We start from the raw sequence: 25838 nt of genomic DNA on the forward strand, positions 1-25838 counted from the left end.
TTCGAAATCTTAACAATCCAACCAACTTATTGATTTATCAGAGGTTTTATTTAACATCACCGCCGATGGATGTGCATTCTACAGCATTTCACATCCCATACAACCCCTTTTTCAATCTATTTTTAACGAGTGGTTGTTTATTGCTCTAAATTAGTCTTTTTGTCTTATTTTTCTACATATTTTGATCAAATTTGTTTTAATACGTACATTCAAAGACCTGTTAATATACTTTATTATGTAGTTTCAGCTTTAAGCAGCAGCTTAATATAGAGCTCTAGGATTTTTTATGCGTCACTTCCATTATGTTTGGGCTAGCCTTTTATCTTTTGGGTTAATTTCTCCTGTAGTTGCAAATGATTCAATGGGTAATTCTGAATTACCAACGGCAAAAGGTCTAGAGACACCTTCGACTCAACAAATCCAAGGTGCTCAACATCCTCGTCTTGAAGCATTAAAAGAATTAAAAAATGTGACAGCCAAAGATTTAAAAGTAAATGCGAATGCAACCCAGCCTGAAAGCCAAAAAGATCCGTTACAGCCCTTAAATCGACAGGTATATGCTTTTAATGATGCTCTAGACCGTCATGTAGCTCGACCACTCGCTGTTCAATATAAAGAAAAAGTACCTTCTGATATACGCGGATCATATCGTCAGTTTCGCAAAAATTTAGGTGAACCATGGAATGCAGCCAATCAACTGATTCAGGGGCGACCACTTCGAGCTGCAGAATCATTAGGCCGTTTTTCCATTAATACTATTACGACTTTAGGTTTTGCCGATCCTGCTCGACGTTTAGGCTTATATGCTGAAGAAGAAAACTTTGGCACCACATTAGGTTATTACGGCATTCCTTCGGGACCTTATTTGGTTTTACCTGTTTTTGGTCCAAGTACATTTCGAGATACTGTGGGTCTCGTCATGGACAGCCAAGCCCGACCACAAAAATATATCTTTGAAGATCGTGAAGGTGTTTATTGGACAGACCAAGTTTTACGCGGCATTGATGCGCGTTCTCAACTTCTAGATATAGAAGATGTTTTACAAGGCGATAAATATGCCGCCATTCGTGATATTTACTTACAACGTAAAAATTTCGCTATTGCAGAAAAAAAAGGACTAGAATCTGAATCACTGTTTATTGATGATGATCAAGATAGCACTGAGAATGACGTGCCAGAAGATGATGTAGATACAACAAACAAGTAAATAAGTCTTTTCCATTTATTCAAAATATGATCAGTTAAGCATCTTTCTTTGCTGATCATTAGATTGTTATAGTACAACTATAGGCATCATCACTTTAAGGGTCATACAATTTCTTTATGTATTTCATTCAACCAACTCGTAATATTCCTTATTTAGATCAGGTACTCAGTACACTCCCCAGTGTGCAAATGATTTGCATAGATGATATTGATTTGTATGATCCCACCATTTTAGCCATTGCTGATGTGCAAGACTATCTGACCCATCAATGGTCGCTCCCTACCATTGTATTGGCCTTTGAAAATGAAGGCACGGCCTTAGCTCAAGCTTGGGAACTGGGTGCTTTAGCAGGTTGGATCTGGAATAAACTTCCGCGTGACCCTGAAGGAGCATTACTTAAAATTGATGCACAATATAAGCGCAATCAAGATAGTCGTGATCTACCCTCAGCTGCACATCTACAAAAATGCTTATTGCCCAATCCAATTGAATTGATGAACTATAAGGTTGAAACATTGTTTCAACCTTCTGCCTATTTGTCTGGGGATTGGTACGATTATTGGAAAATTAGCGATAAAGAAATTATGTTTTATCTGGCTGATGTTTCTGGACATGGCGTCACCAGCAGTTTACTCACCTCTTGGATGGCGGCCTTTCATGGTCGATCTAAAACACCACGCGAATTGATTAAAAAACTCAATGGCATGCTGGTTCAAGAAAATATTGAAAAGCATATTACCATGATTGCCGGAGTCTTAAATTTAGAGACCCATCAATTACGTTGGTCAAGCGCCGGACATTATCCGCCTGCAATTATTTTTGAACCCAACCAGCCACCTAAAATTTTAAACACCAGTAGCTTCCCTTTGGGATTAACTGAAGATTTGGAAGTCGAAGAGTTTGTCTGTGTGTTGAATCGTCATGCGCGGTTTATTATTTGTTCCGATGGTGCACTCGAACCTTTTGATGGTGGCCTAAATGAACAATTTGAAAAATTGGTCTTCCATTTGCAAAATCAATCGTTCCAAGCCCCTGAACATGTAGCAGATGACATTGCTATCTTAAGTTTACGCCGAATGAATTAATCATATAATCAATATGTTAACTTTCAACTAAGCAAACTACTCCTTTTGGCTACTTGAGTCTCTAGTGGCCCTATGTGATAATTTTACAATCCTTCTCTGCAAATGGCATTTATATGTCAACAGGTCATGTTGAATATGCAAGCTTGAATGGAACGCATATTTTTAAGCTTATTGGCGAAGTGCGTGCCCAATCTTGTATCAGTCTAGACAAACTCCTTAGTAAAATTGAACAGCAATCAAATGTGGTTGGGGCAATCGTAGATTTAACCCAAACCACATTTATTGACAGTACTGTTTTAGGTGTACTCGCCAAGCTTGGTCTCAAGCTCAAGCAAATCCACCACATTCAGGCCGTCATGCTATCTACCAACCCTGATATTACAACTTTGGCCAACAGTATGGGTTTGGGTCAGGTTTTTGTGATCTTAAATTATTGTGGTGACCCCAAAGTATGCACACTTGAATTAATGGAAGAACACATTAGTCATAACACCATGTTAACCACGGTTTTAGATGCGCATAAAACACTGATGGAGTTGAATGAAAACAACCTCAATATGTTTGAGCCTTTGGTTAAACAGCTGCAAAAAGAACAAGATAATATTGAGCAAGTGTCTCAACAAAACGTATAAAAATTATTTATTAGAGCTCACCACATGACTTTACTCTCTGTTGTACAAATGAATTCTCAAGATGATATTGATGCCAATTTCATCGTGATCGAGTCGTTGATACAACAAAGTAAAGTAGATGGTGCAGAGCTGATTGTTTTCCCTGAAAACTTTGTGTGTTTTGCAGGTGGAAAACAACGCGAGACAGCAGCGCAGTTTGAAACGATTCAACAGCGGTTAGAACATCTTGCCCAGCAATATCAAATTTGGATTGTGGCGGGGACACTTCCCTGTCCCTTCCGTCCCGATGGTTCCATCATTCCTGATGGTCGTGTCCGTACGGTCAGCCTATGTATTAGCCCTGAACGTACTGAAGCACGTTATGACAAAATTCATTTGTTTGATGTGCACGTTGGTGATGCTGTCGGTGGCTATCAAGAATCTAAATTTTTTGAACCTGGAACCGATATAGTGGTTGCAAAAACACCCTTTGGCCATATTGGACTGATGGTTTGTTATGACCTACGCTTTCCCGAATTGGCACTCACTTTACGTGCTCAAGGTGCAAATATATTGACTGCACCTGCGGCATTTACTTACACCACAGGTCAAATGCATTGGCAGTTATTGTTACAAGCACGAGCAATCGACAGTCAATGTCATGTTTTAGGCGCTGCACAACAAGGCTGGCACGGTGAAAAGCGTCAAACGTGGGGACATGCGGGGGCAACCCATAGTCGTGGTCAAATTTTAGCAATTACAGAGGCTGAGGGTGCTCAGCTGATAACGGTTCCTTTCGATTTAAAAGAACAACAGGCAATACGTGCATCGATGCCTTTGATACAGCATCGTAAATTGATGACGTTATAAATCTTTTTTCTTTAAAGCAAAAAATTCGATATAAAAATTACAAAATCACCGCTTATTTTTCCCTCCAAATCATCCAAGATAAAATCTTGATAAAAATTTACAAGGGATAACAGAATGCCTTTAGAAAAAGCGGTTTATACAGCAAAAGCCAAAGCAACAGGCGGACGTGATGGTCGAGCGACATCATCAGATGAAGTTTTAGATGTGAAATTAGCCGTACCTAAAGAAATGGGCGGTGCTGGTGGAGGCACCAATCCAGAACAACTTTTTGCAGCAGGTTATTCAGCGTGTTTCCTCGGTGCAATGAAATTCGTTGCAGGCAGAGATAAACTCAACATTTCCAAAGATGCTTTTATTGAAGGCGAAGTCGGTATTGGACCAATTCCTACAGGTTTTGGTATTGAAGTAAAATTAAATATTCACTTAGAAGGTATGGATCAGGCTGAAGCACAAAAATTAGTGGATGCAGCACATATCGTTTGTCCATATTCTAATGCGACTCGTGGCAATATTAACGTCACGTTGAACGTGATTACCTAAGCAAGCACTTAATCTATCCTAAAATAAAGCTCATCATTTTAGGATAGAATTTTTCATTGATTCAATAAGATGTAAATCTCAATAAAACACAACTCAGATCACTCGCACCCTATTTCACGCACAATACATAAAAAAATTGCCGAATTTTATTCAGTTCAGCAATTGATTAAATTACAGACATTCAAAAGACTTCACGTTATTCCGCAGCTTCATTGGTCACGCGTAAGACTTCTTCTAAGGTGGTTTTGCCCTGTAAAACTTTACGTAAACCGTCATCACGAATCGAGCCTGATTGCTGACGTGCATAGGCTTCCAACTCATATTCCGCAGCATTGCCATGAATGAAACGGCGCATTTGATCATCAACAGGGACAATTTCATAAATTGCCGTTCGCCCCATAAACCCTGTATGGGAGCAATGATCACAGCCTTTCGGTTGTGGCAACTTCAGTTCAGCTTTGGCATTTAAATGTCGAAAAAGTTCAGTTTCAAATGCATCAGCATCGTGCCATGTAGCACAACGTGAACATAAAGTTCGCACTAAACGCTGCGCGATCACCCCAATCAAAGAACTGGCTAACAAGAAGGGTTCAATCCCCATATCTTTTAATCGTGTGACTGCACCAATCGCTGTATTGGTATGCAAGGTTGAAAGCACCAAATGACCTGTGAGTGAGGCTTGCACAGCAATTTCTGCGGTTTCTAAATCACGAATCTCACCGACCATGACGACATCAGGATCCTGACGCAACATGGCTTTTAACGCCCGAGCAAAGGTCATATCCACTTTGGTGTTGACCTGCGTTTGCCCAATACCTTCCAATTGGTATTCGATCGGATCTTCCGCAGTCAAAATATTTTTTGAGCCATCATTTAAATCCGATAAAGCGGCATATAAAGTGGTGGTTTTACCTGAACCTGTAGGTCCAGTAACCAAAATAATGCCATGTGGACGATGTACCAAATGAGTTAAGCGCTCATAATCAGGCTGCATCAAGCCCAAATGCGTCATGTTTAACCGACCAGCTTGTTTATCGAGTAAACGCATTACCACACGTTCGCCATGTGACGAAGGTAAGGTCGAGACACGCACATCGACTTCACGCCCTGCCAACCTTAAAGACATACGACCATCTTGCGGCACGCGCTTTTCAGCAATATCAAGTTTTGCCATGACTTTAATACGTGACACCAACAGTGGTGCCAATTCACGACGTGGTTGGACAATTTCGCGCAGTTGTCCATCAACCCGTAAGCGGACGGACAATTTTTTCTCAAAAGATTCGATATGAATATCGGAGGCACCAACTCGAATGGCTTCTGAGAGCAAAGCATTAATCAGACGAACAATCGGAGCATCATCTTCCTGATCCATCAAATCTTCAGCTTCAGGTACTGAATCTGCCAAACTGAGTAAATCTGGATGATCTTCTAAACCCGCAGCCACTTGTTGTGATTCACCGGTATCACCCGCAAAGCTTGAACTGAGCAATTGATGAAACTCTTGCTCGCTACATAATTGGTGCTGTGCAGGATAAGCTAAATAGCGACGCGCTTCTTGTATCGCAAGCAATGGCGTATTTTCACGGCGTACAATAAAAGCTTGATCACCCTCGTATCGGAGCAATACGCCATGACGCTTAGCAAAACTATAGGGTATTTGTAATTGTTTAAGTATTTGCATCAAAGTTTATAATGATGAATAAATTGATTTGAGTGTACTCTAAGCATATGGCAGCGTGAAGTCTGTTTTTTACTGATTAAGCAATATAGGAAATGTGCTGTTGTCTAAAAATAATGAATTGCTCGAACCTGAGCATCCCAATTTAAAATGGTGGGGCGAATACAGCTTTGAATTAAATCAGCCCAAGGCATGGCAATTTGGTTCCCTGTTATTTCGTCTCACGCGCGGACTGCAAGAATGGCGGATGGAATTTCACCGCCCACAAGTTCAGTATGACTATGAACAAAAATGGCATGCGATTGAAGATCCACATTTTGGTTTTCCTCAGCCCGCGAAAATAGAACGCTATATGTTCAAATCAACGCAAAGTAAATTGCAACTGATGCCGCGTTTAGCGGATCGCTCTGTGGTGATTAAACCGGTCGATCCGATTTATATTCCCGCTGGACAACGTGGCACATTGTATATCAGCACCCCGTTATGGATTGCTGGTTTTGTCGAGGGACAAAAAGATCCTCTGTTTGATATTCCGGTCATTCTACCCAAAGACACTTGGTTTGGTCCGAATCATCGTATGGGCGAAATTTGTTATGCGACCGCTGTTGATGGCCGTACCGAATTACATCAGTTAAAACCGCGTGCCTTTCGTGCAGTCACCCCGATTGAATTTCATAATACCAGTCACCAACAATTACGCTTTGACCGAATGAATGTGCCTGTTTCTGCACTCCCGCTGTTTTATAGTGAAAGTACGGGGCGATTATGGACCTCACAAATTAAAGTTTTACATGAAGGTTTGGATCGCCCGCCTCGAATTCGGATTGAAAATCGTACCCCACCACATGCCGGTGAAGTCATGTATGTCCATCCGCCACGTGCGCCAGCCAGTGCGTTGTTTAATATGTTTGATTCATTTTTCTAGGGGGCAAAATGGCCGATTCAAATATTCCAAAAGAAATCACCAGTAGCCTCAAAGGTATTTTCACCAACATTAATACCGATCGATTAACTGAAATTTTGGTTGCACTGTCCTTGGGGGTCATTGGTTTTCTGATTGCCCGATTTGTATCGAATGCTTTTATTCGAACCATTGGTTCACGTTTTAATGCACACCAACGTCTGGTGTGGCGACGCGGTATTTTCTATTTCATCTTCTTGATTTTTGTCATGGCGAGCTTAAAAGAAGCCGGCTTTAAGCTGAGTGTCTTTTTAGGTGCAGCAGGCATTTTAACCGTTGCTTTGGGTTTTGCCTCACAAACCTCGGCTTCCAACCTAATCAGCGGTTTATTCTTGATTGGTGAGGGGTCTTTTGAAATCGGCGATACCATTCAACTGACTTTAATTCGTGGAAATACCATTGAGGGTGAAGTGATTTCAATTGACTTACTTTCTGTCAAACTATTAACCCAAGATAATGTGTATGTTCGGCTCCCGAATGAACAGTTGATTCGTGCACCTGTGCATAACTTGTCAAAATTTCCGATACGGCGTATTCCCATCACCTTAGCCATTAATTTTCATGAAGATATTATCAAAGTTCGTGAAGTGCTGCTTGATGTTGCCAATAAATATCCATTGGTTTTGGCCGACCCGAAACCCGCAGTGACCGTGACCGCATTCCGTGAATCTTCCATTGAACTGTTATTTGCAATTTGGTGTGACCGTGAAAACTTTTTTAAAGTGCGTGATGAAATGCAAGAACGTATCCGCAATGGCTTCCTAGACAATCAAATTGAAATCCCTGTACCTAAAATGGGCTTGGTCGATCGGCCAGTCAATATGCCACCTTTAAATGATGCCGATATTGATCAATATGCCAATGCCAAAGAAGTAAAAAGAGAGCCTAATTTAAAATAGTTTTTTTAATCATTTAATACTCCCCAACCCTCCTTTTTAAAAGGAGGGAGAATCCAATCAAACATTTATTTGGACTCGAGTCCCCCTTTATCAAAGGGGGATTTAGGGGGATTTTTCAGTCAGATGACTTTTCAGGCATCGGGGCGATATATGCAATCATCAACATCACAAAGCCTGCACCTAAAAATGAAATCACCCGAGTTAACGTACCAATATGCGACAAATCAAACAGTACCAATTTTAAAGTCACGATCACCAAAATACTGCCACCCAAAATCCAAACTGAGCGCAGCTGTTTGTGACTGGCTAAACTCATGGTCATAAAGGCCAAACCGACCCAAAGTAAAGTTAAACTGAGTTGAACCGTGCCATCTTGCCACAAAGCCAGTTCATTAAAGGGTGTGCCTAAATAAACATGTAATGCACGCAGCACAATATAACTGCTTAACCAAAGTAAACTGAGCACCATCAGCACAGCAACAATGCCTTTATCCAAACCTGATTTAACCTGTAAGGACAGCATCCACATAAACCCAATCCACATGGCGATACTGACCAAATCAAATGGATTTAAAATGGGCAGCACATACGCTTGGAATGCTTGCTGGCTAAAGAGCTGCGAGCACAGCATCCAAGTTGCCATTAAAAGCAAAGTACTGCGTGCTTGCCAAAATATTTTCCAATCTGGATTATCCACTTGCCAATAACACCAAGCGCAGAACAGCAAAGGTAAGATCACCACACTCATATACGGCATGCTTGGAACCAAGCTTAAACTACTCATCCCGAGGCTAAGCAAAACCCAGAAACTCACCCATTCTTTTTCGGCTCGAACGCCCAACATGGGGCGCAGCCACAAGGCAGTCAACATTAAACCAGAGAGTGCAAAAGCAATGCGGTCAAAAGTCGATAACCAAACGATCATGCCTTGCTTACTCTGATCAAGCACAATAATGCAGGCAAAAACAAAGACTGGAATTAACCCGAGCCATTTCGGCAGTAGCCACGACCATGTGGCTTTGCAATACAACATGACTTCATTCATCAGCAAATAGCAGCTACTAACGATCAATAGGCAAATCACCAACTGACTCGCATTATCAATTTGATCAAGCAATAAAATAATCAACATCGTGGTTGCTGACAGCATCTGCAAACAATGAAAAGCGATCGTGGCATGGCTCAATTGCTTGCGAAAAGACGCACGACTATTGGCAAGCAATACCACCGCAAAATAACTCAGACACAGTCCCCAATACATTTCACGTGGAAATTGACTCAGCTCTGCCAGATAATAAAAACTGGACAAGCCTGCAACGACCAACAACCCCATCCCCAGATAACGACTGACATTCGATTCGCGATATAAGGCATAAATAAAAATCATTAAACCTTCGACCGCCCACCCCATCACACTCCATTGCTCAGGTAAAAGAATCGGCGGAATTAAGGCCAAGAAAATCAGCATGAGGCTTAAATAGCTTTGCGAAATCAGTTGCACCGCTTGATGACGTTTAGAAAGCAGATACAGTCCTGCATACACCATTGCAAAGTCTAAACTTGCACCGGCTTGCCAATACATTTCATCAAAATACATTAAATAAATAAAAATATAACCCACAATAGGCGCACCAAAAATCAGCGCAACATCTAAAGCAGGTTTGAGTTTAAATTGAGCAAGATCCGCCTTGGCAAGCAGCTGACTAAAGCGAAAACTCAGCCAAACAAAAATGGCGGTATGTACCACAACCAGTGCCGTTAAAATCCTGCGTTCTTCTGTTTCGCCCTGATAAAAGGCATAGCTGCCACCCACGATCACCGCGACAAGGAATGCAATCTGATTCAGAATTTTCCACGGGCGTAATGTACTCAGTACAGCAACCGCAAGGTTAATCACCGCATAATAAGCAATCAATTCAACCGCGGTCGCATTGCGAATAGGTAAAGTGAACGGTGCGATATAGGCAATGATCATGGCCATCAGTGCCAATTCAATCGATTGCTGCTTTAAGCTTAAATACAGGGTGAGCGACATAATCACAGCAAAGCACAATGCTGCGATTCCTAAAGTCGCAATCACGCCATTGTAATAGGCAAAAAATAAGGTCAAAAATAATGCCGCTAAACCTAAACCTTCTAAAGCCAAAGCAAAACTGCGGTTTTTAGCCTGTAACCCATAGCCCAATGCAGTCACTGCACCACTTACACTTGCAACAATCGCCAGTTTCAACGCCAGACTCAACTGCCAATGTTCAGTGGCAAAACGTAGCAATAACACGATGCCAATAATCAGTACCAAAATGGCAACTTTTAAAACAGGATTGCCCTGAAATATCCACGTTCTGAACTGATCAACTAGACTGATCGAGTTTGATGTCGCTGCTAATTCAGGCGGTTCTGTACGGGATGTCGGTTCAACAGCAGCATAAGTCGTGCTTTGAACTTGCTGTAATCGCATGTGCACTTGATTTAACAAGGCTTCTAAACGCCGTAACCAACGCAGGAAGAAAAAAATCCAAGCCGTAATGCCTGCACCGACCACCAAGCTCCAATCCATTACTCCACCCACAAGCGCAATAATGGATGCAAGATAAAGCGGAACTTTTGAGGTTTCTTGCAATGAGATATGCGTCTTAGACGCAATCTGGGTTGCTGGAGTTTGCAGCGTATCGACATACTGCATTACACTTATGACAAAGGCTAAGCCACACAAATAAGTAAAGATCTGTAGTTTAAAAAACCACGCCCCTACACCGACAATAATCAATACCATCAGCCAAATCATCCGGATTTCGCTCTGCCCTTTGTGCATCTTGTCTTTCTCTACATCCTGATGAATTGATCATACAACAGCTCCGACTTTGATTTTTAAGCATTCATCAGATATTCGGTAACATGCATCTTTCATGATGTGCCTGTGATCAGCGGTAAAATCACGTACAATAAGCGGGTTATTTGAATTAGGAATCTTTCAATGCCACCATTTGTTTTGGTCGATGGCTCATATTTTTTATTTCGTGCGTACCATGCACTGCCACCACTAACCACTTCTACGGGTTTACAGACCAACGCAATTCGTGGTGCGATTTCTGCGATTCAAAAATTGATGCGTCGTATTCAACCGACGCATATGGCCGTCATTTTTGATACGCCAGAGCCAACTTTCCGTCATCTGCTTTCACCGATTTACAAAGGTGATCGACCAAGTATGCCAGATGAACTTTCACAACAGATTCCTTATCTGCACAATCTGATTCGTGCTTTAGGCATTCCTTTGTACACCCTGCCGGGTGCTGAAGCCGATGACGTGATTGGAACACTGGCGAAACGGGCTGAAAAAGCAGGTCATCAAGTGCTCATTTCCACCGGCGACAAAGACATGGCGCAACTGGTCACGGACAAAGTGACTTTGGAAGACAGCTTTAAAGATAAGCCAATGGATGTGAATGGGGTCTTTGAAAAATTCGGGGTTTGGCCGAATCAGATTATCGATTATTTAACCCTTATGGGCGATACTTCCGATGGCATTCGTGGCGTACCCGGTGTCGGCGCAAAAACGGCAGCTAAACTTTTAACTGAATATGGTTCTATCGGTGGCATTTTAGAAAATGTCGATCAAATCAAAGGCAAAGTCGGTCAAAATATTAAAGACAATGTCGAAGGTATTGCCCTCGACCATCAACTTGCCAGTATTGTGATTGACCTAGATTTAAATCTTACATATGACGATTTAAAATTGGCTGATCCAAATGTTGAAGCTTTACGTCAGCTTTATACCGAACTTGAATTTCGTAACCAATTACAGTCTTTAGACCATCCCAATAATCCAAATAGTTCGGTTTATAAACAAACCTCAAAAGTGATTGAGAAATCTGCACACACGGAAGAAGTGATTAAAACTGAAGATCAAGCTGACATGAGCAGTGTCGATGATCAACTGGGACAAGCCACGTACCATACCATTTTAAGCCAAGCAGACTGGGATAAATTCTTCCAGCGTTTCAGCACTGAAAAACGTTTCTCCTTTGACACGGAAACCACCAGTTTAGATTACCGTATTGCAAAAATGGTCGGTTTTTCAGTAGCATTTGATGCCCATGATGCCTATTACATTCCGCTGGCACATGACTATGAAGGCGCACCTGAACAGCTGAATCGTGAAACGGTTCTTGCGCAAATCAAACCCATTTTAGAAGATGCTTCGGTTAAAAAGATTGGCCATCATTTAAAATATGATGCACACATTTTGCAGAATCACGGCATTGAATTACAAGGCTGGTATTTCGACACCATGCTGGCTTCTTATGTGCTCAATTCTGTGGCAACGCGTCACGGCATGGATGATGTGGCGCGTTTATATTTAAGTCATTTGACCACCACCTTTGAACAAGTAGCGGGCAAAGGGATGAAACAAAAAACCTTCAATCAAATTGAGATTGAAATCGCTGCGCATTATGCCGCTGAAGATGCGCATGTGACTTATCGCTTATATGAAGTGCTGTCGAAAAAATTAAAAGCCGTAGCTGAACTCGATAATATTTTGCATAATATTGAAATGCCTGTGGCCCGTGTGCTGACCATGATGGAAGAAAACGGCATTGAGCTTGATCTAAAATTCCTCGATCAATTAGGGGTCGATTTTTCAAATGCCATTCAAAATTTAGAAAATCAAATTATCGAATTGGCCGGACAAAGCTTTAATGTTAGTTCGCCAAAACAGGTCGGTGAGATTCTATTTGATAAGCTGGGATTAAAAGGTGGCAAGAAAACCGCTACTGGACAATACAGTACCAGTGAAAGTATTTTAGAAAAAATTGATCACCCGATTACCGCGTTAATTTTGGAATACCGTGGTCTTTCAAAACTCAAAAGCACCTATACCGATGGTCTACAAAAACAGGCCAACAATGACAGTGGCCGTGTCCATACCAGTTATCATCAAGCGCTCACGGCAACTGGTCGTTTATCATCGACCGATCCAAACTTGCAGAATATTCCTGTCCGTGAAGAAATTGGCCGTCAAATTCGTAAAGCGTTTGTTGCACCTAAAGGTCGTGTGCTGCTTGCAGCCGATTATTCACAAATCGAACTTCGTTTAATGGCACATTTTTCTCAAGATGATGCCTTAGTGCATGCCTTTAATCATGGGCAAGATGTGCATCGTCGTACCGCCGCTGAAGTTTTAGGCATTGCGCTAGAAGATGTAACGCATGACCAACGCCGTCAAGCCAAAGCCGTCAATTTTGGTCTGTTATATGGCATGTCTGAATTTGGTTTGATTCGTCAGTTAGGCTTTACCCGTCAAGAATCTCAAGACTATATCAAACAATATTTCCATCGTTATCCGGGCATTTATGAGTATATGCAACGCACTCGTCAAGTGGCTTTGGAACAAGGTTTTGTCGAAACAATTTTAGGTCGCCGTTTATATACGCCTGATATTGATGCGCGCAATATGATGGTGCGTAAAGGTGCTGAACGTGCGGCAATCAATGCTCCGCTCCAAGGCAGTGCTGCGGACATTATTAAAATGGCGATGATTGAAGTCGATAAAATATTACCGAAAGATCAAGCCAAAATGTTATTACAAGTACACGATGAATTGGTATTTGAAGTTGATGCCGATATTGCTGATGAACTGGCGCCTAAATTGGCTGAAGTAATGCAATCGGTGGTGAAACTTTCAGTTCCACTAATTGTTGAAGTGGGCAAAGGTATGAATTGGGATGAGGCGCATTAATCCTTAAAATAAGTGCAATAAAAAAGGACTCCATTGAGCCCTTTTTTATTGCTTAAAGTTTAAAGCCCTGTCAGAAGTGCAATCGCCACTTCATTCATAATAATTTCAGCAATATACAAAGCTAAAAATGCCACAATTGGAGATAAATCAATCATGCCCATATTTGGCAAAATACGACGGAACGGTGCCAATAATGGTTCTGCAAGCTCTTGAATCACCTCAATATAAGGCGAGCGAGATTGAGTAAACATCACCACCCAACTTAAAATAATGGTCGCAAAAATTAAATAACGGCAGAAACGAATCAGGTCTTGAATCATGGTGACAAAAGTCAAAATCAGCAAATGCACCGGACTATTCGGCATAGCACCTGACAAATACATGACACCAAAAATTTTGAGTAAATATAAAACCAACAATAAAGCCAAAGCCGCTAAATTAACGCGACCTTTTGCCACCGTTGGAAAAATACGACCAAAAACATCCACTATTTTCGTTGCTTTAACCGTAGACATCACCACTGGATTATAAGCATTTATCCCTGCCAACTGCATGAGAAAACGAAAAAATACGAGCAAAATCGCTACGTTAATGATAATGCCAAAAATCAGCGCAGAGTTTGCACCCATACTGGAACTTTCCTAAATAAAAACGAGTTATTTGCTACTTTCACTTAGCTCTTGAGCAAGTTCTTGGCTGCGCTTTTGTGCAGCAGCCAAAGCAGCCTGAATATTTTGAGAAATTTGTGCACGATCAAAAACTTCAAGTGCAGCTTGAGTCGTACCATTTGGTGAAGTTACATTTTTACGTAATTCCGCAGGTGTATTTGAACTGGTGATCGCCATTTGTGCAGCACCTAAGGCTGTTTGTAAAGTCAGCGCTGTCGCCACTTTCTCATCTAGACCTAAGTTTTTACCTGCACGAATCATGCTTTCCATCATATAGAAGAAATATGCAGGGCCAGAACCAGATACTGCCGTAACTGCATCAATCTGTGCTTCTGAATTTACCCAAAGGGTTAAACCTGTTGCCGCTAAAACTTGGCTTGCAAGCTCACGGTCTTTGCTATCAACTACTTCAGTCGCATATAGACCATGTGCGCCTGTTTGCACCAAAGCAGGTGTATTTGGCATCACACGAACAATTCGGTCTGTTGCCAAAAGCGTTGCAATGGTTGCAATTTCAGCACCAGCAACAATGGACATGACCAATTTGCCTTCAAACAAACCCTTAAGAGGCTTTAATACACTGGCCAATACCTGTGGTTTTACCGCAAAAAGGACGATATCGGCATCACGAATGGCAGCAATATTATCATCGGTCACACAGACATCTTTTTCAGCTAATAAAAGACGTACTTTTTCGACCGGATCAGAAACTGTAATACGTGTTGGAGGCAAACCGCGTGAAATTAACCCGCCAATTAAGGCTTGAGCCATATTACCGCCACCAATAAAACAAATATTACAATTTAAAGCTGCACTCATGAATCATACTCGACGTAGAATTTTTTAACTAAGAGATCAAATTTGGTTGCCAACCACCGACTTCACAATATTCAGATTGAGCTAACCAAAACCCTTTTGGTGTAAAAACACCAAGCATAACATTATCTATGCTTAATATTTGAATTGTATGACGCTGCCAAGGAAAAATTTGCGCTTCTTGAATGGCTTTTTTTAATGGCCAACTCCCGACTCGCCCATGTAAATGAATTTTTTCTCCGCCTTGACGCAGTACTAAATTTAACGCTTTACCCAATAAAGATGCTGATAATCCGATTTGCGCAGGCTCAGCGCGATATTGCCCTGAAAGAACATTAATACTTTGCTTGAATTGTACTTGAATCGTGGTAATTAAAATATCCAGTTGATTTTTATCAGCAAGATATTCCTCTGCACTTAAACGGAAAAGTTTTTGCTGATAACGCACATAATAATATTGATTCCAATGCAAAGCCGCTTGCGCATCTGACTTAGACTCAATCACTTCATGCAGCAAACATTGAAGCATCTCAAAACTAGGTCGATAGCGATCCAGCCCTTTCATCCATGTCGATAAAAGCTGTCTTTGACGCGCAGTGGATAACTCTGATAATTTTTTTAAATCAAGTTCAGCTGCTGTTCCGCAAAATACCAAATCTTGCTGCAAAACATCGTGCAGAATTTCATCCGCATCTTGCATTAAATAGCTGGTACGGCTGAGTGCTTGTTGCATTTTCGGATAACGATTTTGTAACATTGGCCACAGCTCATGACGACACCATGCCCGATCATAATCGGTATTCAAATTACTTGGATCTTCAATATTTTGCACATCCAACTGTGCTGCCCATTGGCAAATCTGCTCACGAGAAATATTTAATAGCGGTCGCCAAAGGCTAAAGTGCTCACGAATATCGACCTGTTTCATGGCCGATAAACCCTGCACGCCAGCACCTGAAAGCAAACGTAATATTAATGTTTCCGCTTGATCTTGCTGATGATGGGCTAAAACTAAAATTTCATTGGGTTTTAAATGCTTTAAATAGGCTTGATAACGTGCTTCACGGGCTTGTTGTTCTACATTACCTGCTTGTACCTTGACCACTTCAACAATACAAGGAACATTCAACGCAGCACATTGATCAGAGACAAATGTTCCCCAACTGGCACTGGGCATTTGCAATTGATGGTCAATGTATATGGCACGGATTTTTTCAGGGTACAAATAAGACATCAGATGCAGCAGCAACATGGAATCCATGCCGCCACTACATCCAATTAAAAAGCAGGTATTTTCAGGAAACTGTTGTTCCTGTTTTAAGACATCAGACCTAAATTGCCGCTGCCAAACTTCATTAAACGCTGGTAACGCGCTTCGCATCGTTCATTCGCTTCCATTGGTTGCAATTCGTCTAAAGCTTGTTGTAACACATCTTTAAGCGCTTGCATGACTTGTTCAGGTTGCAAATGTGCACCTTCACCTTCATCAACGACATATTCCACAATACCCATTTTTTTGAGTTTTTCAGCGGTCAATGCTAATGCTTCACTGGCTTGTTCGGCTTTCTCAGCTGTTTTCCAAAGAATAGAAGCGCAGCCTTCAGGCGAAATCACAGAATAAATACTATGAGACAGCATAATCACGCGATCTGCCACACCAATACCGAGTGCACCACCTGAACCGCCTTCACCAAGTACCGTTGCAATCACAGGCACTTTTAAGCTTGAAAGCTGTGCAAGACTGGTCGCAATCGCTTCTGCTTGACCACGTTCTTCCGCGCCCACACCCGGATATGCACCCATGGTATCGATAAAAGTAAACACAGGTAGATTAAAGCGTTCTGCCATATCCAGTAAACGTTGCGATTTACGGTAACCTTCTGGATTACTCATCCCAAAGTTATGTTGCAATTTTTCACGCGTACTACGACCACGATGTTGTCCAACAATCATGACTGGCTGACCATTAAAACGTGCCAAGCCACCGATCATTGCACCATCATCACCAAACACCCGATCTCCATGTAAAGCATCGAATTCAGTGAAGATTTCACCAACATAATCCAAAAATTGCGGACGTTCCGGATGACGTGCAATTTGAACCGTTGTCCATGCTTTAGATTGAGCAGCTTTTTTCATAGGTCGACCATTATCCCTAAATTAACAATCACTTGTTAACCAATCACTTGTTAATAGATAAATTGTTCCGACTGAATATTCAATTCAATATCCCAATGCTTGAACTGCACTTGCTCATCATACAAGTCTGCCACAAGCAAAGGCCATTGTTTGGCATCGCCAGAAACACTGAGTTGCCATTGTTGCTCATTGCCGATACTTAATTCAATGGCAGGAAGCATCTCATCGCTACGACTATGATTGAGTAAAACTGCAAGACGAAGCAATAGACAAAGATAAACTAATTTGCTACCTCCCACCTTAATTACATCAACCCGACTGTCACCGCGTAGCTTACGACGATGATGCGCCACTAAATGTGAAAGATGATTTTGATCAATTTGCGAGAAACCAGCAATATCTGAATGTTGCAATAAATAAGCCCCATGACGATGATAACCACCATGACTAATCGCCAAACCAATTTCATGCAAATATGCAGCGCGGCGCAGTAAATCACTATCTTCAGTGTTTAAATTCAATACCTTAGAAACACCATCAAACAAGTCTTGAGCCGTTTTTACCACACGCTCAGCTTGTTTAGGATCGGCGTTATAGCGCCCCATTAACGCTTGAACACTTCGATCTCGGATATCTTCATGTTGGAAACGACCTAGCAGGTCATACATTACACCTTCACGCAATGCACCATCAGAATAAACTAATTTATCCAGTTCAAGCACATCAAACACAGCATATAAAATGGCAACCCCAGCTGGCAAAACTGCTCGACGATCTTCTTTTAAGCCATCAAAATCAACTTCAGAAATGTCTTTAAATTTAAGTAATTTTTCTTTGAGCTTTTCTAAACCTTCGCGGGTTAAATTTTCTTGCTCATCGCTCCAGCCCATATTAATGGTAATTTGACGACACGCTTTAATCGTACCGCTTGAGCCGACAACGGTATCCCAACCGGCTGTTTTATAGGTATTGGCAATACCGGAAAGCTCTTTACGGGCAGCAACAACCGCTTTATCAAAATTTTTCTGATTAATTTCGCCATCACTGAAATAGGCTTTGGTAAAAGCCACACAACCCATTTGCAAAGATTCGGTATGAATGGGTTCAAATTCTTCGCCAATAATCAGCTCGGTAGAGCCACCACCAATGTCGATCACCAAACGACGACCACTATTCGCCATGGTGTGTGATACGCCTAAATAAATCAGACGCGCCTCTTCACGACCAGCAATAATTTCAATCGGTTTCGGTAAAATTTCTGCCGCTTTTTGAATAAATTCATGCCCATTTTTGGCCTGACGCAAAGCATTGGTCGCCACAATTCGCATACGATTGGCTTGTACTGAACTTAAACGCCCGACAAAACGTGCAAGACATGCCAATCCGCGCTGCTGTGCGGCCTCGGTTAAGTTTTTATTTTCATCCAGACCAGCTGCCAATTGTACTTTTTCTGACATTGAAGCCACTTTTTTTACTTCGCCATGATCTACACGTGCAATAGCAAGGTGAAAGCTGTTCGACCCCATATCGATGGCAGCAAGTAACTCTTCATCAATCAAAAAATCAGACATTATTCAAACGAACCTATAAGAATTATGCTTAGAGTAATTCACATACATGCAATTTAAAAGCCATTTATAAAGACAAATGAGATGAGTTTTTAAATTTTTAGTCAAAAGTATAATTGTAGGACACGATGAGCGATATCGTGAGCATCAATTAGACAAAGCCACTATAATGTTTGAAAATTTACATATCGCACTACATAGTTAAACAAGGCTATGTAATACTTATCGTTATAAAACTCTCTTAAAATTTTATTTGGAGCATATCCATGTCTGGCAATATCGTAAACACAACTGATGCGAACTTCGAAGCTGACGTTTTACAATCTGACGTTCCTGTACTTGTTGATTTTTGGGCAGGTTGGTGTGCACCATGTAAAGCAATTGCCCCTGTATTAGAAGTACTCTCTACAGAATTCGAAGGCAAAGTAAAAATTGTTAAAGTTGACGTAACAGCTTGTGAAGCGACCGCAGTAAACTACAATATCCGTAACATTCCTGCACTATTGATGTTTAAAAATGGTGAAGTCGTTGCACAACAAGTTGGTGCTGCACCAAAATCTAAATTGACTGCATTTATTGAAGAAAACATCTAATTTAAAACAGTGCAATTTGATGCAATACGCTATCTTAGGATAGCGTATTTTTTTCGTCTATAAATTGACAAAACCCTTAATTACTCTTATATTGCATGTTCAAGGAATAAAGGATTTTCCGATCCAGCATTTTCTTACAAGACACAACACATAAGATCGCCGCTCGGCAACATATATTGTTTTTACACTTTTTTCTTCGAAACAATGAATCAGACCTCTGAATTGTTATTGTGCAAATACAATTACGTTATTTTTATTACGTGCAAGCGGCTGAATGTTGCTCCCTTTTCCCATCTGTATTCCAGAATTTTGATTCTATCTGACCACCTATGAATTTAACTGAACTCAAGAAAAAACCGATTGGCGAACTCATCAAGATTGCTGAGTTTATGGGCCTTGAAGGAATGGCGCGTAACCGTAAACAAGACATCATTTTTGCCATTTTAAAGCGTCATGCAATGAATGGCGAAGAGATCTTTGGTGATGGTGTTCTAGAAATTCTATCTGATGGTTTTGGTTTCCTACGCTCTGCGGCAGGTTCTTATCTTGCAGGCCCTGACGATATTTATGTCAGCCCATCTCAAATTCGTCGCTTCAACTTACGTACTGGCGATACCATTACAGGCACAATTCGCCCACCTAAAGAAGGCGAACGTTATTTTGCTTTATTAAAAGTAAATCAAATTAACTACGACACACCAGAAAATTCACGTAACAAAATTTTATTCGAAAACTTAACACCGCTGTTCCCAACTGAACAATTGGTGATGGAATTGGGTAACGGTACAACTGAAGATTTAACCGCACGTGTGGTTGACTTGGTTGCACCGATTGGTAAAGGCCAGCGTTCAATTATTGTTGCTCCGCCAAAAGCGGGTAAAACCATGTTGCTACAAAACATCGCTCAGTCGATTGTTCGTAACAACCCTGAAGTGTTCCTCATTGTACTTCTGATTGACGAACGTCCTGAAGAAGTAACCGAAATGGAACGTACTGTTCGTGGTGAAGTGGTTGCATCAACCTTTGATGAAGCACCCGCACGTCACGTCCAAGTGGCTGAAATGGTGATTGAAAAAGCAAAACGCTTGGTTGAACATCGCAAAGATGTGGTGATTTTACTGGATTCTATCACCCGTCTAGCACGTGCTTATAACACCGTTATTCCTTCTTCTGGTAAGGTTTTGACCGGTGGTTTAGACGCACATGCACTTGAACGTCCAAAACGCTTCTTTGGTGCGGCACGTAATATTGAAGAAGGTGGTTCACTGACCATTATCTCGACTGCTTTAATTGAAACCGGCAGTAAGATGGATGACGTGATCTACGAAGAATTCAAAGGTACGGGTAACCAAGAAATCACGCTTGATCGTCGTATTTCTGAAAAACGTGTATTCCCTGCAATGAATATCAAAAAATCAGGTACTCGTCGTGAAGAACGCCTCATGAGTGAAGATAATCTACGTAAAGTATGGATTCTTCGTAAGCTTTTACATCCGATGGATGAATTGGCAGCAATGGAATTCTTATTGGATCGTATGAAAGAAACCAAAACCAATGATGATTTCTTTGATCAAATGAAACGTAAAGCAACCAGCTAATAATGCAGTTACTTTGATAAAAAGGCTATCTCTAACGATAGCCTTTTTATTTGGTTGACTTTACTTACATAAAGATACAATTGACTTTTTTCTTTGTAAATTTTTATGCAAGTTTTTGATTATTAAAATAATCAGATAAAAAAAGCGATATTTTTTAGCAAGTTATTGAGTGTTTATCCAATACAAACCTTGCAATTGATTGTTATTTTCTGTTAAAAAATTGCTCAATTTTCATCTTTTTTTGCATTTTTTAGCTACAGCCTAGTAGTAATTAAAAATGCGCAGTGATAGCATATTTGCAGACCAGTTAGACTGCCTCTGCATTGTTACTACCTAAAAAATATTAGGAAGAATAAAAGCACTTAACAGGCTAACAAAGGTTATTTTTAATCTCATATTTAGAGAGTGATGCCATGTTATTCAAAAAAATCGCTATTGCTGCTGCAGTTGCTACTACTTTAGCTTTCGTTGGTTGTGCTAAAAAAACTGAAGAAGCTCCTGCTGCTGAAGCTGCTGCTTCTGAAGCTGTAGTTGCTGCTTCTGAAGCTGAAGCTGCTGCTTCTGCTGCTGTTGTTGAAGCTGCTCCTGCTGAAGCTGCTGCTTCTGTAGCTGCTGATGCTGCTTCTGTAGCTGTTGATGCTGCTGCTGATGCTGCTTCTGCTGCTTCTGCTGCTCACTAATCTTTAAGATTAGACAGTAAAAAAAGAGAGCCATTGGCTCTCTTTTTTTATCACTCTAAAAATATAATCTGAATAAAAACATGATTAGCATTTATGCTGCGTTAAAAACACTTTTGCAGCGATTAAACATCGCACCTCATAATGATCATTATTCAAAATAACTTTTTCATACTTCTCATGCCGCTACCTCTCTATTTTCTAGAAAAGTAACTGATCAATTAAAATTCAAATATAAAAAAGCAGATCAATCGATCTGCTCATTTCCAACGCGCTGTCTAAATTTCTGACCAGCACGGAAGGTTACCACACGGCGTGCAGAAATCGGAATTTCTTCACCCGTCTTCGGGTTTCGTCCTGGGCGTTGACGTTTATCACGCAACTCAAAGTTACCGAAACCTGAAAGTTTAACTTGCTCACCCGAGATTAGCGCTTGGCTAATCTCATCAAAGAATAGCTCGACCATTTGTTTTGCTTCACGACGGTTTAAACTCGTGAGCTCACTTAAATGATCAGCCATTTCTGCTTTTGTTAATGCTGTCATGAAGCCCTCAATGTCGCTTGGTAAGTGTTTTCCAACACTTGTAGGATATTGTCCATACCGGATTTGATTTCAGCATCTTCAAGTGTACGGGTTGGATGCTGCCAAAGAATTGCAAATGCCAGTGAGCGTTTACCTTCTTCAACACCCTGTCCAGTGTACACATCGAACAACCAAGTTGAGTCTAAAAGCTCTCCACCCGTTTTTTCGATAAGTTGCTGAATTTCACTAACATTAATCTTATCACTAATTAAAAGCGCAATATCACGTCTAACCGATGGAAATCGTGATAATTCTGTAAAATTAGATACATAAGTTTGCAAAACAGCCTGTTGATCAAGTTCTGCCACCCAAGTGACACCTAAATCTAGCTCATCTTCTAAAGATGGGTGTAAACGACCAAGGTAACCAATTGATTTGCCATTCACTAAAATTTCAGCAGATTGACCAGGATGTAACCATTCACGCTCTGAACGCGCATACTCAACTTCGACACGACCCGCTGCTAAAATTTCTTCAACTTCACCTTTCAGGTCAAAGAAATCCATCGGCTGCGCTTTAGCATGCCAAGATTCAGCTGTTTTAGCACCCACAGCAATTAGTGCCAAAGTCGGGATTTGTTTTAAGTCATGGATACTGGTTGCATCTTGATAATCAAAACGTAAACCTAGCTCAAAGAAACGTACACGGCTTTGCTGACGATTGATATTATACTGTACGCATGGAATCAGGCTAGACAACAACGTTGAACGCATCGCAGCCAATTCACTTGAAATTGGGTTTGCCAACATCAATGGCTTCACATTCGGATTGAGTTGTTTTTCAAGCTTGGCATCGGCAAAGCTAAAGCTGATTGCCTCTTGATAACCCAAAGTCACCAAGGTTTGACGAAGCTGAGGTAATTCAAACTGATCTTGATGTTTGGCTAATTTCACATCAATCACAGGTAAACTAATTTGAATGTTGTCATAACCGTGAATACGGGCAACTTCTTCAATCAGGTCTTGATAAATTGCCATATCATAACGGTGTGATGGCGGAATAACACTCCACTCACCTTGCTCTGTGAGCGTCACGATACAGCCTAAACGTTGTAGTGCATCCGTAATAAAATCGCTTGCAACGCTATAACCCAACAATTGATCAACTTGTACTTGTTTAAGTTCAATCGCTTCACGCGCGGGTAAAAGTTCCGGTTTTTCTGCAACCGTAATCGGACCGAATTCACCACCCGCGAGTTCTGCAATCAATTGTGATGCACGATTCATCGCAATGATTGGCAATTCAAAGTCGACACCACGTTCATAACGTTGTGATGCGTCGGTATGTAGACCATAGCGACGAGCGCGACCTGCAATTGCAAGCGGTGCAAAGAATGCTGATTCTAGGAAAATTTCGGTGGTTTCATCTGTTACAGATGAAGACAAGCCACCCATAATACCCGCCATCGCCAATGCTTTTTCATCATCGGCAATGACCATCACATTATCTTGAAGTTCAACTTCTTGCTCATTAAGCAAAACAACTTTTTCAGCGGCAGTTGCCTGACGAACATGGACAGCACCCTGAACTTTAGCACCGTCAAATGCATGTAAGGGTTGACCCAATTCAATCAGTACATAGTTGGTAATATCAACTAAAATACTGTGCTGACGCATACCTGATCGAGATAAAGCCTGCTCCATCCATGCTGGAGTCGCTGCTTTGGTATTCACATTTTTAATCACACGTCCTAAATAACGTGGGCAACCATCGGTATCAACGACAACTTTTTTCTCATCGCTAATTGTTGCAGCAACCGCTGTAATAACAGGTTCAGTTACAGCCAACTGGTTAATCACCGCAATTTCACGCGCAATGCCACGAATACTAAAACAGTCGCCACGGTTTGGTGTGATGCTAATGTCAATCACGTGATCATCAAGATTGAGATATTCACGGATGTTGATACCCACAGGTGCATCGCTTGGTAGTTCTAACAGACCATCAATTTTATCTTCAAGGTCAATTTCAGAAGCGCCGCAAAGCATGCCTTGTGATTCAATACCACGAAGTTTGCCTTTTTTGATTTTGAAATCACCCGGTAATACAGCACCAATCGTTGCAACTGGGGCTTTCATACCGACACGCACGTTTGGCGCACCACAGACAATTTGTAGGGTTTCAGCTGTACCAATGTTCACGGTAGTAACACGTAAACGATCTGCATCTGGATGTTGTTCTACCGTTAAAACTTCGCCCACCACCACACCGGTAAAAGGTTTCGCGGCTGGAATCATCTCATCGACTTCTAAACCCAGCATCGTGAGCTGGTTAGATAAAGTTTCGCTATCAACGGCAGGATTGACCCACGTGCGTAACCAATTTTCGCTAATTTTCATTTCGTTAAAAACCTATAAATCTAATTTCTTGAATCCCCCTCTAACTCCCCCTTTTTCAAAGGGGGAGAACCCCAATCATTTCGCGGAGTCCCTCTCCTTTTTTAAAGGAGAGGTTAGGAGAGGATTTATTAAAAGTCTTAAGCAAATTGGCGTAAGAAACGCACATCATTTTGGAAGAACATACGCAAATCATTCACACCGTAGCGAAGCATTGCAAAACGTTCCACACCTAGACCAAAAGCAAAACCTTTATATTTTTCAGGATCGATGCCCGCTGCTTGAAGTACATTCGGATGTACCATACCGCAACCTAAAACTTCTAACCAACGACCACGCTCATCCATAATATCCACTTCGGCACTTGGCTCAGTGAATGGGAAATAAGACGGACGGAAACGTACCGTTAAATCTTTTTCAAAAAATTCATTTAACAGGTTGATCAACAAACCTTTAAGTTCTGCAAAGCTGGTATTTTCAGCAATGTATAAGCCTTCAATTTGATGGAACATTGGAGAATGGGTTTGGTCTGAGTCACAGCGGTATACACGGCCCGGACAAACAATACGAATCGGTGGTTGTTGCGTTTCCATGGTACGAATCTGCACACCCGAAGTATGTGTACGCAATAAATGATTCACATCAAAGTAGAAAGTGTCATGCATCGCACGCGCAGGATGATGCCCCGGAATATTCAATGCTTCAAAGTTATGATAATCATCTTCAACTTCTGGACCAGTCGCAACAGTAAAACCTGCTTTGGTAAAGAATTGACAAATACGTTCCTGCACTTGAGTCACAGGATGGATACTTCCCACACTTTGACCACGACCCGGCAAGGTAATATCGATCACTTCGCTAGCAAGTTTTTGTTCTAGTGCAGCTTTTTGTAGTTCCGCTTGGCGTGTCGTTAATGCACCGGTAATGGCTTCACGTACCGCGTGAATTTTCGCCCCAAAAACTTTACGTTCTTCAGGGTCCATTTTACCAAGTGCCTTCGATTGTTCCGCGAGCTGGCTTTTCTTCCCTGTAAATTGCACTCGGGCTTGATCGAGTGTAGCAAGGTCTTGAGCTGCTGCAATCGCAGCGAGCGCTTCAGTGGTCAGGGCTTCCAGTGACATAGTAACTCTCAAAGCAACAATTTAAAAATATAATAAAACCCCATATTCTAACAGTTTTTGAACGTATTGATGAAGTTCCCAGTAGAGGAAAATTAGATTAGCATCCGGATTTATAAAAAGGATAAGATAAAGCCAATATTCATGA

Annotated in this window: 21 protein-coding genes; 11 read left to right on the forward strand and 10 right to left on the reverse strand. The window is 41.3% G+C overall.

Features of this window, described 5'->3' with window-relative positions:
* The first annotated feature begins 286 nt into the window (after positions 1 to 286).
* The 5 genes from F994_RS07755 (at position 287) to F994_RS07775 (ending at position 4313) form a co-directional block, all read left to right on the forward strand.
* On the forward strand, positions 287 to 1207 hold the full coding sequence (locus tag F994_RS07755) for an MlaA family lipoprotein (protein ID WP_004649724.1): 921 nt from the start codon (positions 287 to 289) through the stop codon (positions 1205 to 1207).
* 116 nt (positions 1208 to 1323) lie between these two features.
* A complete protein-coding gene (gene gigA, locus F994_RS07760) occupies positions 1324 to 2292 on the forward strand; it encodes an RsbU family protein phosphatase GigA (RefSeq protein ID WP_004649725.1) in 969 nt (322 codons plus the stop codon).
* A 113-nt stretch (positions 2293 to 2405) separates the two neighbouring features.
* Positions 2406 to 2924 carry an anti-anti-sigma factor GigB gene (gene gigB / locus F994_RS07765; RefSeq protein WP_004649727.1) on the forward strand — a complete coding sequence of 173 codons (519 nt, stop codon included), beginning with the start codon at positions 2406 to 2408 and terminating at the stop codon, positions 2922 to 2924.
* A gap of 24 nt (positions 2925 to 2948) precedes the next feature.
* Complete coding sequence (locus tag F994_RS07770) at positions 2949 to 3773, forward strand: carbon-nitrogen hydrolase family protein (RefSeq protein ID WP_004649728.1); 825 nt, start codon at positions 2949 to 2951, stop codon at positions 3771 to 3773.
* A gap of 114 nt (positions 3774 to 3887) precedes the next feature.
* Positions 3888 to 4313: an organic hydroperoxide resistance protein gene (locus F994_RS07775; RefSeq protein ID WP_004649729.1), complete on the forward strand. Its 426-nt coding sequence runs from the start codon at positions 3888 to 3890 to the stop codon at positions 4311 to 4313.
* Positions 4314 to 4509: 196 nt separating this feature from the next.
* Here the strand turns inward: F994_RS07775 and gspE are convergent, their stop codons facing one another.
* Complete coding sequence (gene gspE, locus F994_RS07780) at positions 4510 to 5997, reverse strand: type II secretion system ATPase GspE (protein WP_004649730.1); 1488 nt, start codon at positions 5995 to 5997, stop codon at positions 4510 to 4512.
* Positions 5998 to 6097: 100 nt separating this feature from the next.
* Between gspE and F994_RS07785 the strand changes: the two genes are divergently transcribed.
* Together F994_RS07785 and F994_RS07790 are read left to right on the forward strand one after the other, a co-directional pair.
* Positions 6098 to 6919, forward strand: coding sequence for a hypothetical protein (locus tag F994_RS07785; protein ID WP_004649731.1), 822 nt, complete (start codon positions 6098 to 6100; stop codon positions 6917 to 6919).
* An 8-nt stretch (positions 6920 to 6927) separates the two neighbouring features.
* A complete protein-coding gene (locus tag F994_RS07790) occupies positions 6928 to 7854 on the forward strand; it encodes a mechanosensitive ion channel family protein (protein WP_004649733.1) in 927 nt (308 codons plus the stop codon).
* 115 nt (positions 7855 to 7969) lie between these two features.
* Here the strand turns inward: F994_RS07790 and F994_RS07795 are convergent, their stop codons facing one another.
* The gene (locus tag F994_RS07795; RefSeq protein ID WP_004649734.1) at positions 7970 to 10666 is read right to left on the reverse strand and encodes a DUF2339 domain-containing protein; all 2697 of its coding nucleotides are present in this window, start codon (positions 10664 to 10666) and stop codon (positions 7970 to 7972) included.
* A 162-nt stretch (positions 10667 to 10828) separates the two neighbouring features.
* Here F994_RS07795 and polA point away from each other — a divergent pair, with 162 nt between their 5' ends.
* A complete protein-coding gene (polA, locus tag F994_RS07800; RefSeq protein ID WP_004649735.1) occupies positions 10829 to 13594 on the forward strand; it encodes a DNA polymerase I in 2766 nt (921 codons plus the stop codon).
* A 59-nt stretch (positions 13595 to 13653) separates the two neighbouring features.
* Here polA and F994_RS07805 read toward each other — a convergent pair whose 3' ends face one another.
* From F994_RS07805 to ppx, 5 genes are read right to left on the reverse strand one after another with little or no spacing between them, the layout of a single operon-like run.
* Positions 13654 to 14223, reverse strand: coding sequence for a YggT family protein (locus F994_RS07805; RefSeq protein WP_004649736.1), 570 nt, complete (start codon positions 14221 to 14223; stop codon positions 13654 to 13656).
* Positions 14224 to 14250: 27 nt separating this feature from the next.
* Positions 14251 to 15081 carry a pyrroline-5-carboxylate reductase gene (gene proC / locus F994_RS07810; protein WP_004649737.1) on the reverse strand — a complete coding sequence of 277 codons (831 nt, stop codon included), beginning with the start codon at positions 15079 to 15081 and terminating at the stop codon, positions 14251 to 14253.
* Positions 15082 to 15109: 28 nt separating this feature from the next.
* A complete protein-coding gene (tilS, locus tag F994_RS07815; protein WP_081399746.1) occupies positions 15110 to 16459 on the reverse strand; it encodes a tRNA lysidine(34) synthetase TilS in 1350 nt (449 codons plus the stop codon).
* Positions 16396 to 17217, reverse strand: coding sequence for an acetyl-CoA carboxylase carboxyltransferase subunit alpha (locus tag F994_RS07820; protein ID WP_004649740.1), 822 nt, complete (start codon positions 17215 to 17217; stop codon positions 16396 to 16398). Before F994_RS07820 ends, tilS begins: the two co-directional genes overlap by 64 nt.
* A gap of 50 nt (positions 17218 to 17267) precedes the next feature.
* Positions 17268 to 18788 carry an exopolyphosphatase gene (gene ppx / locus F994_RS07825; protein WP_004649741.1) on the reverse strand — a complete coding sequence of 507 codons (1521 nt, stop codon included), beginning with the start codon at positions 18786 to 18788 and terminating at the stop codon, positions 17268 to 17270.
* Between the two features lie 263 nt (positions 18789 to 19051).
* Here ppx and trxA point away from each other — a divergent pair, with 263 nt between their 5' ends.
* The 3 genes from trxA to F994_RS07840 all read left to right on the forward strand — a co-directional run bounded on the left by trxA (position 19052) and on the right by F994_RS07840 (position 21656).
* The gene (gene trxA, locus F994_RS07830; RefSeq protein WP_004649742.1) at positions 19052 to 19378 is read left to right on the forward strand and encodes a thioredoxin; all 327 of its coding nucleotides are present in this window, start codon (positions 19052 to 19054) and stop codon (positions 19376 to 19378) included.
* A 329-nt stretch (positions 19379 to 19707) separates the two neighbouring features.
* Positions 19708 to 20976 (forward strand): transcription termination factor Rho, encoded by a 1269-nt coding sequence (gene rho / locus F994_RS07835; protein ID WP_004649743.1) that lies wholly within the window; start codon positions 19708 to 19710, stop codon positions 20974 to 20976.
* Positions 20977 to 21389: 413 nt separating this feature from the next.
* Complete coding sequence (locus F994_RS07840; RefSeq protein WP_004649744.1) at positions 21390 to 21656, forward strand: hypothetical protein; 267 nt, start codon at positions 21390 to 21392, stop codon at positions 21654 to 21656.
* Positions 21657 to 21900: 244 nt separating this feature from the next.
* Here the strand turns inward: F994_RS07840 and F994_RS07845 are convergent, their stop codons facing one another.
* The 3 genes from F994_RS07845 to pheS form a co-directional block, all read right to left on the reverse strand.
* Entirely contained in the window at positions 21901 to 22197 is a 297-nt protein-coding gene (locus F994_RS07845) for an integration host factor subunit alpha (protein WP_004649746.1), read from the reverse strand.
* A complete protein-coding gene (gene pheT, locus F994_RS07850; protein WP_004649747.1) occupies positions 22194 to 24575 on the reverse strand; it encodes a phenylalanine--tRNA ligase subunit beta in 2382 nt (793 codons plus the stop codon). Before pheT ends, F994_RS07845 begins: the two co-directional genes overlap by 4 nt.
* A 137-nt stretch (positions 24576 to 24712) precedes the next feature.
* Positions 24713 to 25693 (reverse strand): phenylalanine--tRNA ligase subunit alpha, encoded by a 981-nt coding sequence (pheS, locus tag F994_RS07855; protein WP_004649748.1) that lies wholly within the window; start codon positions 25691 to 25693, stop codon positions 24713 to 24715.
* Positions 25694 to 25838 lie beyond the last annotated feature (145 nt).

The sequence above is a fragment of the Acinetobacter bohemicus ANC 3994 genome (assembly GCF_000367925.1).
GTDB classification, from domain to species: Bacteria; Pseudomonadota; Gammaproteobacteria; order Pseudomonadales; family Moraxellaceae; genus Acinetobacter; species Acinetobacter bohemicus.